At 37.9% G+C, this 12,408-nt stretch carries 12 protein-coding genes; all 12 read left to right on the top strand.

The window, feature by feature from the left end; genetic code table 11:
• Positions 1–2 precede the first annotated feature (2 nt).
• The 12 genes from BXY58_RS15420 to BXY58_RS15365 all read left to right on the top strand — a co-directional run bounded on the left by BXY58_RS15420 (position 3) and on the right by BXY58_RS15365 (position 12,191).
• On the top strand, positions 3–1,613 hold the full coding sequence (locus tag BXY58_RS15420) for a RagB/SusD family nutrient uptake outer membrane protein (protein WP_120214847.1): 1,611 nt from the start codon (positions 3–5) through the stop codon (positions 1,611–1,613).
• A gap of 225 nt (positions 1,614–1,838) precedes the next feature.
• On the top strand, positions 1,839–2,381 hold the full coding sequence (locus BXY58_RS15415) for a tRNA methyl transferase PRC-barrel domain-containing protein (RefSeq protein WP_120214766.1): 543 nt from the start codon (positions 1,839–1,841) through the stop codon (positions 2,379–2,381).
• A gap of 12 nt (positions 2,382–2,393) precedes the next feature.
• Positions 2,394–4,145, top strand: a complete 1,752-nt coding sequence (locus BXY58_RS15410) for an endonuclease (RefSeq protein ID WP_120214765.1) — start codon at positions 2,394–2,396, stop codon at positions 4,143–4,145.
• A gap of 273 nt (positions 4,146–4,418) precedes the next feature.
• Positions 4,419–4,730, top strand: a complete 312-nt coding sequence (locus BXY58_RS15405) for a hypothetical protein (protein ID WP_229728462.1) — start codon at positions 4,419–4,421, stop codon at positions 4,728–4,730.
• A gap of 168 nt (positions 4,731–4,898) precedes the next feature.
• Positions 4,899–5,168: a YHS domain-containing protein gene (locus BXY58_RS15400; protein WP_120214764.1), complete on the top strand. Its 270-nt coding sequence runs from the start codon at positions 4,899–4,901 to the stop codon at positions 5,166–5,168.
• Complete coding sequence (locus tag BXY58_RS15395; RefSeq protein WP_120214763.1) at positions 5,165–5,848, top strand: SCO family protein; 684 nt, start codon at positions 5,165–5,167, stop codon at positions 5,846–5,848. Before BXY58_RS15400 ends, BXY58_RS15395 begins: the two co-directional genes overlap by 4 nt.
• A 28-nt stretch (positions 5,849–5,876) precedes the next feature.
• Positions 5,877–6,545, top strand: coding sequence for a superoxide dismutase (locus tag BXY58_RS15390; protein WP_120214762.1), 669 nt, complete (start codon positions 5,877–5,879; stop codon positions 6,543–6,545).
• 103 nt (positions 6,546–6,648) lie between these two features.
• A complete protein-coding gene (locus BXY58_RS15385) occupies positions 6,649–6,966 on the top strand; it encodes a hypothetical protein (protein ID WP_229728461.1) in 318 nt (105 codons plus the stop codon).
• Positions 6,967–7,259: 293 nt separating this feature from the next.
• The gene (locus BXY58_RS15380; RefSeq protein WP_120214760.1) at positions 7,260–8,078 is read left to right on the top strand and encodes an MbnP family protein; all 819 of its coding nucleotides are present in this window, start codon (positions 7,260–7,262) and stop codon (positions 8,076–8,078) included.
• Entirely contained in the window at positions 8,071–9,147 is a 1,077-nt protein-coding gene (locus tag BXY58_RS15375; RefSeq protein WP_120214759.1) for a cytochrome-c peroxidase, read from the top strand. The genes BXY58_RS15380 and BXY58_RS15375 overlap by 8 nt, the downstream gene beginning before the upstream one ends.
• A gap of 257 nt (positions 9,148–9,404) precedes the next feature.
• Positions 9,405–10,361 (top strand): transporter, encoded by a 957-nt coding sequence (locus BXY58_RS15370; RefSeq protein WP_120214758.1) that lies wholly within the window; start codon positions 9,405–9,407, stop codon positions 10,359–10,361.
• Between the two features lie 117 nt (positions 10,362–10,478).
• Positions 10,479–12,191 carry a DKNYY domain-containing protein gene (locus BXY58_RS15365; RefSeq protein ID WP_170144255.1) on the top strand — a complete coding sequence of 571 codons (1,713 nt, stop codon included), beginning with the start codon at positions 10,479–10,481 and terminating at the stop codon, positions 12,189–12,191.
• Positions 12,192–12,408 lie beyond the last annotated feature (217 nt).

The following is a 12,408-nucleotide window of genomic DNA, read 5'->3' as shown; positions in this document are numbered from 1 at the left end:
CTATGAAACGTATATATATAACTTTTATATTTTCTCTTTTCACATTAAGTTCTTGTGTTAATGACCTTGACACAGTTCCTATTGACCCAAATATCGTAACGACGGAACAGGTTTATTCAAATCCGGAAAACTACAAAGGTGTTTTGGCAAAATGTTATGCTGCATTAAGTCTTAGTGGACAACAAGGTCCAACCGGAGATCCGGATATCAGTAATTTTGATGAAGGTTACAGCTCTTTTGTTAGATTGGCTTTCTATGTTCAGATTTTGACAACCGATGAGGCTATCATGGGTTCCCAAACCAATGGCTTAAGACAAATGGCGACCAATACTTGGGACTCCAACACCGCAATTCTGAATGGTTATTATGCCAGATTATATCAGATTATTGGCTATTCTAATGAGTTTCTCAGACAAACGACTGATGCTAAACTCGAGGAAAGAGGTCATACAGATGCCAGCTTCAAACAGCAAGTCTCATATTTTCGGGCAGAAGCCAGATTTTTGAGAGCCTATTCTTATTGGGTTTTATTGGATACTTTTGGAAAAGTGCCATTTGTAACAGATGCTGATAAACAAGATCCTCAGTTTTTACCAAAGCAAATTTCCAGGACTGATCTTTATTCTTACATAGAAAATGAATTGAAAGAAATTGAAACAACACTTCCTGAAACTAATGAATACGGAAGAGTTGATAAAACAGCAGCCAATTTTCTATTATCAAGACTTTATCTCAATGCTGAAGTTTACACCAAAAGTCCACAATGGGCAAAAGCGGCGGAATATGCAGAAAAAGTAATCCAAAGTCATTATAGCCTTGCTCCGAAATATCTTTACAATTTCCTTGCAGACAATCACACTTCTCCGGAAATTATTTGGTCGCTGAATTTGGATGGCATTCAGTCCAAAACGTATGGAGGAACAACATTCTTTGTTTTAGCTCAAACAGGAGGAACGATGCTAAATTATCTGAACTTGGGAATTGCCGGAGGCTGGGGCAATATCCGTCTTCGTCCGGAATTTGTCAATAAGTTTGAATCAGCAGATCAAAATTTTGTAACTACGGATCCTAATGCGTTCACGAAAAATGACAGTAGAGCTTTATTCTTCAACATTGGTCATAAGAAAGAAATTGCCGCACTTCCGGGAACTTTTCAGGATGGTTATGCTTTTACCAAGTGGAGAAATGTAACGAAGAATGGAGTAGCAGGTTCAGATGCGGCTTATGTGGATACGGATTTTCCAATGTTCCGTCTTTCCGAAGCTTATTTGACGGCAGCTGAAGCGTATGTTAGATTAGGCAAGAATTCTGATGCACTTAATTATGTGAACATTATTAGAAACAGAGCTTACAACAATGGAAATGGCGCTGTTTCCCTGTCAGATATGAATTTGAATTTCATTTTAGATGAGAGATCAAGAGAATTATCCTGGGAGCTTCTGAGAAGAACAGACCTCATCCGTTTCAATAAGTTTACAACTGCAGATTATCTATGGAGTTGGAAAGGTAATGCTCAGGCTGGCAAGGCTGTAGATGCTAAGTTTAATATATTTCCAATTCCGTCATCTGATATCACAGCTAATCCTAATCTGATACAAAATGATGGCTACTAATAAGAATTGATCTCACAAATCGAGTTTTTATATTATTTTCTTTTAAAGAACTTCCTATCTGAATTGATGGGAAGTTTTTATTTGGTTGAGATAAATTATTACGATTCAAATAAAATAACTATTTACAGATAAGTCAATAAAAATTTTGAAAAATAGTTGTATTTAATTTAAATTAATTAAATTGCGCGCCCCTCTTGATACAAGAGGTTTATATCGAAGATTTTAATGACTCAAAAAGGCCAAATAGTTGAAATACCTGCAAGCGCTCCAATCTATAGTATAGAATTGCCGGTATTTCATTCCAAGAAAGATGAACTCATCTGGAAATCCAGGAAAAAAGAGTACTCGCTGTTTGATGGTTTTTTGGTTGGTGAACATCAGGGTGTTGAAAATTTCAGGATTGGACAACGAAAAGGAATCAATGTAGGCGGAAAAAAGGAGCCTTTGTATGTGATCGGGATAGATGAAAAAGAAAACAGGCTTTTTGTCGGGGCAGGAGATTCCCATCCTGGACTTTTGACGAGTGTTATTCGTCTCGGAGAAAATTTAGAATTGATTGATATTCTTTTTTCAGAAGAAGAATTAGAAAAAGGAATTGATGTAAAAATTTCAACACAAGTTAATAAAGATGAGCTCCCTGCTAAACTTTATAGGTTTGATAACAGCTTTTATCTGGAATTTGAAAATAAAATTTCGGTAACTATTAAAGAACATCCATTTGATATCGTGTATCAAAATAAAATTATAAAGAACATTACAAAAAATTAAATATTTTATAGAATGAAGTTAAAAATTTCTTTTTTTGCAAGTATTGTTTCATTGTTTGCTTTTGCACAATCGGCTCCGTCTTATTATTCCGGAGTTAATTTTAACAAAACAAAAAATGAACTAAAGAGTGAACTTGCAACGTTAATCACAACAACTCACACCAAAACTATTTCTTACAGCGAGTTGCAAACGCTTTTGAAAAGGAGTGATGTTGATCCTCAAAATCCATCCAATCTATTGTTGATTTATGGTTCTCAAGCTTCTGGAACGCACCAGAGAAGTCGTGCGATTAATGGTTCTTGGAACCGTGAGCATGTTTATGCAAAATCGAAAGGAACACCAAACTTGGGAACTTCCGGTCCCGGAGCAGATGGTCATCATCTTCGTCCGGCAGATAATACTTTGAACAGTACCAGAGGAAGTTTGTTATTTGATGACGGAACCGGAGCAACAGCTTACAAAACAAGTCGTGGCGGATGGTATCCTGGAGACGAATGGAAAGGAGATGTTGCCAGGATCCTGATGTATATGTATGTAAGATACAACACGAGATGTCTTCCTTTGAACATCACAATGAATCCAGCTACTTATTCTTCAGATTTCCCGGATATTCTTTTAAAATGGAATGTGGAAGACCCTGTTTCAGATTTCGAAAGACAAAGAAACAATGTAGTTGCTAACACGCAAAAGAACAGAAATCCATTCATAGATAATCCTTATTTGGCAACGGTGATTTGGGGTGGTCCTGCAGCTCAGAATACTTGGCCAGATACCTTCAATGGTGGAAGTACTAGTGACACAGAAGCTCCAACTACACCAACCAACTTAGCAGTTTCTGGAAAAACATCTTCAAGTATTTCCTTATCTTGGACAGCTTCTATGGATAACGTTGGCGTGAACAGCTATGATATCTATTTGAACAACACTTATAAAATGTCCGTATCGACTAATAGTGGAACTGTAACAGGTCTTGCACCGGCTACAACATATTCTTTCTATGTAGTGGCTAAAGATTTTGCTGGAAACAAATCTGGAAATAGTACATCGGTAGAAGGTACTACAGAAAACGGTACAACTCCGGGAACCGGAACAACTTGTGGTACAGAAGATTTTGAAAGTATGCCTGCGACTAACTCTTCTTATTTGGATAGAGAATGGTCTAACCAGAATATTGTTTGGACAGCTTCTAATGCAAGAACAGATAAGCAAATCTATATCGATGGCGATAACAACAGAGCAATTTGTTTAAGAAAAGGTTCGTTGAAATCTTCTACAATTTCCGGAGGTATTGGTTCATTGACAGTTAAAACTTATTTACCTTTTGCGGATTCTGCGGGTAATTATACTTTGAAAGTTAATGGCGTTGTGAAAGGACAAATCCCTTATTCTAAAACAGCGACTACGACTACAATTTCTAATATTGATGTTGAAGGTGACGTAGTGATTGAATTAGTAGATGATACAACAAGTAACAGAGTATCTTTTGATAACTTATCTTGGACTTGCTACACAAAATTAGCAGTTTCAGAATCTAATGCTAAAAACCAAAAACTAACAGTTTATCCAAATCCAGTTAAAAACAGCGAATTGTTCATCAGTGGAATTTCTAAGAACGAAACAGTTCAGATTTACAGTGTCAACGGGCAATTGGTTCAAACAATCAATAACGTTAACAACAACGAAAAGATTAACTTGAAAAAACTTTCTAAAGGTGTTTATTTTGTAAAAACAAAATCTAGCAGCACTAAAGTAATTGTTGATTAATCATTTTCAAATTATAACAAAAAGGTCAGGAGTTTTTCTTCTGACTTTTTTGTTTTTTAATTTTGATTATTAGAACCTCGGTACGAGCGACCTGTTAATAGTAAAAAAGATTAATGATAGACAAAAGTGCCGTAGGTACGACCTTAAAATAAGTCATATTTAAGAATCTGCTGTCAAATATCATTTGCTATCTGAGACTAATAAGTTATTTTTGTTGTGTTGAAAGCTTTCATTTCCATATTCATCATTTTCATAATAGCATTACGGCCGGTAATGCCGTTGATAGATTATACCGTGAATTACAGTTACATCACCAAAAACCTTTGTGAGAACAGAGCAAAAAAAGAAATGAATTGTAACGGCAAATGCTACCTGGCAAAAGAACTTTCCAAATCCTCACAAAACTCTGCCAAGCAAGATCAACTGAAACTTTCTGTATTCTCAGAATTATTTACTGTAGGCAATGTGTTCACAGTTTTGAATGATTTTAATTTCAATCTGGACAATCAAAAACAGAATTCTTATTTAAGTTCATTCTACAATTTCTCATTAGATTCAAGGATATTCCATCCACCGTTAGTTTAATTATGAAAATTAACTGAACAAAACTTGTCTTTGGGACTTTAAAACAGTTAATAGCTAAAATCTTTTTTAAGCGAAGCGCCTTTGTGAACCTTAATAAGCATCAAGTAAAAATCATTGTGCGCTTTGTGTTCAAAAGCTTTCGTAAAACATTAAATCAACTTCAAAAAAATGAAATTCAATATTTTGATGATACTGCTTTCGGTGTCGGCACTGTCTTGTGCACAGGAGACACCCAAAGTAAAACAGGTTTCCAAAATGAAGCCCAAGACCGACCTCAAAGGTGTAAAGGTCGTGAACTCAGATGACCCGATTTGCCATATGAAAACAGCCGAATTCCTAAAAGATACTATCATTTATAAAGGCAAAACTTATGGTTTTTGCAGCGATCATTGCAAAAAAGAATTCAAGAAAACCCCAGCCAAATATGCTTTGAAATGATAAACAGAAAGAAACAGAAGTCTTTCCAGAAAAGCAAACTGATTCTGCCGATAATAGTTTTTGCGGTACTATTTTTGGTGATAGGAATTGGGATGAGCTATTTCAAAAAGAGTCTTTACACGGTAATGAAAGTCCCGGAATTTGCGCTCACAGACCAGAATTCCAAGAAGATTACCGATAAAGATATGCTAGGAAAAGTTTATCTCGTAGAGTTCTTTTACAGCCGTTGCCCTACGATTTGCCCTGTGATGAATTCCAATATGAAATACATTGATGAGCAAATCAATAATCCGGATTTCGGAATCATTTCCATCAGCATAGACCCAACCAATGATACACCGGAAGTGCTGAAAAACCACGCTAAAATGATTGGAGCCAAGTCGCCCAATTGGCATTTTCTATCGGGAGACCGGGACTATATCGGTAACTTAGCGGATATGTTTGACATTTATGTTGGAGATAAGGAAGATGATTCGGAGAGTCTCAATCATAGTGGGATGATTGCTTTGGTAGATAAAGAAGGAAACCTCCGTTGCCGGTTCGATGAGAACAATATGCCGATTCTTTATTATTCAGGTTTGAATTACGAAGATGAAGCTGGAACTAAAACCAGCCTGAAAGGGAAGTACCATCCGGATAGAGAAAAATTAATAGAAGATATCAGAAAATTATTAAAATAATAGATGTCTAACCACTAAAAAAGTTATTATGAAAATCAAGAAAATATTCCTCGCGAGTGCTATATCTGCAGCAACTTTTGCGACGGCACAGTTCAAGCAAACGCCGCTTCCATATGCTTACAATGCTTTGGAAGGATCTGTTGATGCACAGACAATGGAAATCCATTACACAAAACATGCAGCAGCTTATGTTGCAAATTTAAACAAAGCCATTGCAGGAAGACCACTAGAAAAAGAAAGTTTGGAAAAGATTCTTTCCCACATTTCCAAAGAAAGTCCTGCCGTTAGAAACAACGCTGGCGGACACTACAACCACGAGTTGTTCTGGACAGTGTTGACACCTGAGAAAAATACACAGCCTTCCGCTAAATTAGCCAAAGCCATCAACGATTCTTTTGGGAGTTTGGATGCTTTGAAGGAAAAGCTGAGCAAAGCCGGTGCTGATCGTTTCGGTTCAGGTTGGGCTTGGCTGGTAGTAACGGCTGACAAAAAATTGGCGGTGACTTCATCCGGAAATCAGGATAATCCTTTGATGGATATCGCCGAGGTAAAGGGAACGCCAATTTTCGGAATCGATGTTTGGGAGCATGCTTATTATCTTAAATATCAGAACAAAAGAGCCGATTATCTGGCTGCACTTTGGAACGTGACCAACTGGAAAGAAATCAGCAGAAGATATGAGGAAGCTATTAAATAACAGCCTCAATATATCAAAAAAAGCACAGCTAGCCTGTGCTTTTTAAAAACCTCAAAACAAAGTCTTGAAACTCATCTTTAACCTTTTACTAGTCTTTTATTTGGTGCTCAAACCACTGCTGCCATTGGTAGAGTATGCTGTTAATTATGATTATATTTCAAACGTTTTGTGTATCAACAAGAAAAAACCGGAGCTGCATTGCAACGGTAAATGTTACCTCGGAAAAGAGCTTGCCAAAAATAGCTCAGAAGATTCCAAATCCAAAAATCTGACCCAGAAAATCATCGACTGCTATATTCCGGTTGAGATTGCTGCAGTCAAAACAGTAGGGCAAAGATTCTTTACCAGCCTTACTTTCCCATACACCACAGATTATTCTTATCTGTATCTGAAACACATTTTCAGACCTCCAATTGTTTAGATAATATAGGTAATTAGGGCGATTCCCTCTCCGACGCTAAGGCAGCCACTCGGGTCGGCTATCCGCTCATACTCCTCGGTCAACGGCTCCGCTTCGCTCCGCCGCTGCCCTGCGGGGTAACCGCTGCTATCCCTATCGCAGCAGAGCACAAAAACTCACATTTCAACAAAACAGTCTTTGTCAATATTGGCGAAGTCAAACCTTTGTGCCTTAGAAACGAAGAATTGTTTAAAAAATCTTTTGTGCCTTTGCGATAAAAACCTTTAAAAATTATCAATCATAATATCGAACAAATGAAAATCTATAAACTATTATCATTACTATTCATCTCAATAATAACTCTTTCATCTTGCAGTAACAACGATGACGATATCCAAGATAACACAACTGGAAATCTTCAAGTCAAATTCGAGAACGGCTTCTATAATCTCGGCGATATTGTTTTGAATCAGACCATACAAACCTCAGTCAAAGGACAAAAACACCAGTTCTCAACGCTTAAATACATCATCAGCAACATCTCACTCATCGATGAAAACGGATCGGAATTTAAATACCATTACAACAATCCGGACAAAGGTGCTTTCATCATCAATCAGGAAGAAGCCAAAGCTGGAATCGTCTTCATTAACCTCAACGAAGTCCCGAAAGGAAATTATAAAAAAATTAAATTAGGCTTGGGGATCAGCCCTGCGGCTTATCTTATTGGTCAGGACGGACAAGGTTTGTTTTGGGACAAAGCCAAACAAGAAGGAATGGCTTGGTCTTGGGCAGCTGGTTATATCTTCACAAAACTGGAAGGGAATTACGGAACATCAACACCTGATACCGAGTTTATGAACCATTGCGGCAATATGGGAGATGTTTCCTCAAACGGAACCGCAGATCTTTATAGAGAAGTGGTTTTGGATTTACCGACTACAGCCAGAGTGAATAAGGATATTACACCTTCTGTTCATATTCTGGCAGATTTTAACCAATATTTGAGTGGGAAAACAACGTTGTCATTGGATACTTCCAATAATATGGCGATGGGCAGCAGCGCACATTTAGTAAATGTCAGCAACAACCTCATCAATATGTTCAAAGTAGACCACGTCCATAATGATTAAGTCAATTCAACAATTCCAAAGAGGGCGATTATGTTCTCTTTGGATTTTATTCATTGTAATTTCAGGAATATCAATGTCTTGCTCCTACGAATATGAAGGCGAAGCTTTTGAAGAAGACAAAACGTACAATCTAGAGGTTCCGACAAATTTTCCCGCGTTGGCATTTGATATTAAAAAAAATCCTGTAACTGTAAATGGTGTAGCCTTGGGTAAGAAATTATTTTATGAAGGCAAACTGTCGCGTAACAATACCATTTCTTGTGGATTCTGCCATATTCAGGAGTATGCGTTCACCCATCACGGACATCCTGTGAGTCACGGTATTGATGATAAATTAGGAATCCGCAATGCACCGCCAATTCAGAATATGGCATTTCTCAAAAACTACACTTGGGATGGCGTTAGCCATAATCTGGATGAGCGTTCTTTGGTTCCTATTACTACAGATTTTGAAATGGACAGTTCTCTGCCCGAAGTCGTTTCAAAACTAAGTCAGGATGCTAATTATAAAAAGCTATTCAAAGCAGCTTATGGTGATGAGAATATTTCCGGCGAAAGATTATTGAAAGCATTGACCCAATTTATGGTCACAATGATTTCCGCCGATTCCAAATATGACAGAATGAAGAAAGGAAAAGCTTCTTTCACAAATGAAGAATCTCAGGGGATGGTATTATTTCAAAATAAATGTGCAAGCTGTCATTCAGGAGAGTTGTTTACCGATGAAAGTTATCGAAATACCGGAATGTATTACAATGCACAGTATGACGACCGTGGTAGATACCGTGTGACATTGGATTGGAATGATAATATGAAATTCCGTGTGCCAAGCCTCCGAAATGTAGAATACACCGCACCTTATATGCACGACGGACGTTTCTATTCTTTGGATGCTGTGCTCAATTTCTATTCGGATAATGTCGAGAATCAAGCCAATCTGGACCCAATTCTGAAACAGAATGGACGTATTGGTCTCCCAATGACTACTTTAGAAAAACAGTACATCATCGCTTTCCTGAAAACCCTCAGCGACCAACAATTTATTACTAACAAGCAATTTGCAGAATAGTAGCTATTAATACGAAACTGCTATTGTCATTGCGAACGAAGTGAAGCAATGTCCAATAATAATTAACTCGCAGATTTTACAGATCAAGCGGATTTAATAATCTGCAAAATCCTAAAAATCTGCGAGAAATAGATATAAATCTCATCAAAGTGAAGCGCCTTTGTGAGACTACCAACAGCATTTGAAACAAAAACCTAGTGCCCTTTGTGTTCAAAACCAAAACTTTTGTGCCTTTTGTGGTTAAATAAAAATCAACAATGAAAAAATCAATCCTACTCCTAATACTAATCATCCTGTCTCAGCAAATAAAAGCCAACCGAGACAGCCTTTACATTCCTCAATATGAAAACCAGTTACAGTATTTAGCCAAATACGAAAAATTTTTCTGTGACGCCTGTGGTTGTGCTGCTGGCAATGGCTCTTCCGGCTTCGAATCGTTATTGAATCCCCAATTTATTGGTGTTAAATATTTTGCCCAGCATTACAAAGCCAAAGAAAATCTGTTTACGCAGGATTTGACGCAGAACCAATATTTTAATACCATTCAGGTTTGGGGCAAGATTCCGGTAACTCAGAAGCTAAGTATTTATGGAAGTATTCCGTTTCAGTTTCACGAGAAGAAAACCTTGCAGGGCGACATCAGCATCAATGGGATAGGAGATGCAAGTGTGATGGGAATTTACGAAATCCTCAAATCCAAAAACGAATACCATCAGCTGAATGGTGGTTTAGGTGTAAAAATTCCGTTGGGGAGATTTGATGAGAAAGGAATTACAGGTGTTAATCCAAGTTTCCAATTGGGAACAGGAAGCTGGGATTACCAGTTGGCATTGAGTTACAAATTCCAGAAAAACCTCTTTGCATTGATGCTAAATACCGATTACACTATCAAAACCGAAAATAAAAAACACTACCGCTTTGGTAACCAATGGAATTATGCTGCAACTGGATTTTATAGATTGTGGCGTAACGAGAATAGTATCTTTTCTGGAAAATTGGGCTTGCAAGGTGAAGTCTATGACTGGAACAAGCAGTTTGGCGAGGTAATGCCCAAGACAGCTGGCAGTGCCTTGTATGGTAGATTGGGATTCGAAGTGTCTTACAAGAAGTTCAGTCTCGGCAGCGAGCTGATGTTGCCTGCTTATACCCAATTGGCAGGTGGTGATATCGAAGCCAAATCCAGATTCAGCTTATTTATCAACTTCGGAATTTAATCATCATTAATAATTAATAATTAACCATTAGTAACCAATCTTTTTATTAAATTTGAGAGTCAACCTCTATAAAAACACTTCATGTTCTATAGATTCCGAATTCTTATTGGCTGCTTATTGATTTTAATTTTTGTTGCCTGTTTTGGTCTTTTGTATGTCTCGTTGTCAGACAAAGCGGAGCCTATTACTTACAGCACACCCAAGACCGATCTCAATAGTGTGTTTTGCACTTACAAAGGCAAAGTCTATGCAGCAGTACCGAGTAATGGCTATTGTGAAGTGAAAGGAGCCGATGCCAAGACCTTTAAGACTTTTACAGATAATTATCAGGATGCGCACATCGGTTGGGATGGCAAGCATGTATATGCCGGAAATATCATTCTCAAAGGTCTTAATCCCAATAATCTGAAAGCATTGGCTAATAACTACTATACCGATGGTGCTACGACTTATTTCTGCGCCAGAAATTCAAAGCGTAATAAGGAGCTTGGCACTTTAAAAGAAGTCTTACAATTGGTAAGGCAGAGTATGGGGACTGCCGAGAAACCACAGACCTATTGGTATCCATTTGTTGAACTTCCAAAGAATCAGTTCTACACTTCAAAAAAGGGTTTTAATATTGGAGGCAATGCGTATCAGGCTTTTTTTAGAGGACAAGTGATGCCAAAAGCAGATCCTAAATCCATACGTCCACTCAATATACGGTATGCAGATAGACAGGAGCGGGAGAGCTCCAGTTATTTTACCGATGGTAAGAATGTATATTACGAAAACCAATTGTTGCCTCTTGTTTATAATAACAGTTTATTTGAGGTAGGGATAGAAGGTGATATCCCATCCAGAAGCGCTTATCTTATTGATAGCATACACGGGATGGTGTATGCCGATGGACATGCTTTTGATGTGTCCAAAGCACCATACAAAATGCTGAGTGCTAATCTGAAACACGCCAATCAGCCGCTGTTCAGCAGTCGGAAAGGTGTCTATTTCTACGATCCAGAAAGTGAAAAAGTGGAACGCGCTGGCGACAATCCATTTGTAGATAATCAGTTCACGCAGTTGGCTCCGGATGTTTTTGCCAGTGCTAATAAGGTTTATTTTCTGGCCGCTTCGGAACATTGGGGCAGAAAAACAGGTCTGAGCAGTCGATCTACCCATCTTTTAGAGCTGGAAGATGTCGGTGCATCAGACTTTAAAAAGCTGGACAATGGTGAGAATCCCTACATTAATATTTGGCAGGCTGGTAAGCGATACTTTTATTTGGACAACTTTGGCAGCTCCAATTTGATGTCATCAGCAGTTTATGAAATCAAGGACGAAGCTACAGCACGAGATATCCTTACCCAATCTGACTTGAGGTATGATGATATCCGGAAGCTAAACCGTTCAGAGGCTCTGTCGTTTCCTCCAAGCGATAATGTTTTGACATCCAGTGTCTCTTATAACAGAGATTGGTATTGGCCTTATTTACTGATTTTGGGAGGTGGCGGCATCGCTGGTTTAGTTGCTTTCCTTTTAAGAAATAAAAAGATCTCACCTTTTATATTGCAAGACGGTTATCTGATGTTCAACAACATGAATTTTAAAAGATACCAACTCACAGAGATTGACAAAGTTGTTTTCTCAGCAGTCAGATCCAACTATAGAAGCAATAGTGGTTACAGTGGCAGAATGCAGATTGTGATGAAAAATGGTAAAAAGAGTTTTAATACCCACTTTTCTACTAAAGTCACTTTGCTCTCCGAATCAGAAGCGACGGTCAAAACCTATATCAAAGAATTACAGAATCAGTTAGAGAAAGAAGGCGTGAAGACGGCGTTGGTGAGGTAGTTGTTAGTTGTTAGTTGTTAGTTGTTAGTTGTTAGTTGTTGGTTGCGGATTTTATAGAAGATATACCTGTAAAGTAATCTGAACTCTCGTCACTTCGAGTGATTCGTCGTTAGACTAATTGTATTGAGAAGTTGGTGTTTTGTACTACCGGTTCTCGATACATTTTCTCCGCTGTGCTCCGAAAACACTCTAACTGACGAGAGTTGGTTTTTAGTTA

The organism is Epilithonimonas arachidiradicis (assembly GCF_003610695.1).
GTDB lineage: Bacteria > Bacteroidota > Bacteroidia > Flavobacteriales > Weeksellaceae > Epilithonimonas > Epilithonimonas arachidiradicis.
This window is presented reverse-complemented; position numbering and strand designations above follow the sequence as displayed.

Coding starts and splice junctions, on each gene's coding strand:
- BXY58_RS15420 (WP_120214847.1), top strand. CDS start 3: ATGAAACGTATATATATAACTTTTATATTTTCTCTTTTCACATTAAGT.
- BXY58_RS15415 (WP_120214766.1), top strand. CDS start 1,839: ATGACTCAAAAAGGCCAAATAGTTGAAATACCTGCAAGCGCTCCAATC.
- BXY58_RS15410 (WP_120214765.1), top strand. CDS start 2,394: ATGAAGTTAAAAATTTCTTTTTTTGCAAGTATTGTTTCATTGTTTGCT.
- BXY58_RS15405 (WP_229728462.1), top strand. CDS start 4,419: ATGCCGTTGATAGATTATACCGTGAATTACAGTTACATCACCAAAAAC.
- BXY58_RS15400 (WP_120214764.1), top strand. CDS start 4,899: ATGAAATTCAATATTTTGATGATACTGCTTTCGGTGTCGGCACTGTCT.
- BXY58_RS15395 (WP_120214763.1), top strand. CDS start 5,165: ATGATAAACAGAAAGAAACAGAAGTCTTTCCAGAAAAGCAAACTGATT.
- BXY58_RS15390 (WP_120214762.1), top strand. CDS start 5,877: ATGAAAATCAAGAAAATATTCCTCGCGAGTGCTATATCTGCAGCAACT.
- BXY58_RS15380 (WP_120214760.1), top strand. CDS start 7,260: ATGAAAATCTATAAACTATTATCATTACTATTCATCTCAATAATAACT.
- BXY58_RS15375 (WP_120214759.1), top strand. CDS start 8,071: ATGATTAAGTCAATTCAACAATTCCAAAGAGGGCGATTATGTTCTCTT.
- BXY58_RS15370 (WP_120214758.1), top strand. CDS start 9,405: ATGAAAAAATCAATCCTACTCCTAATACTAATCATCCTGTCTCAGCAA.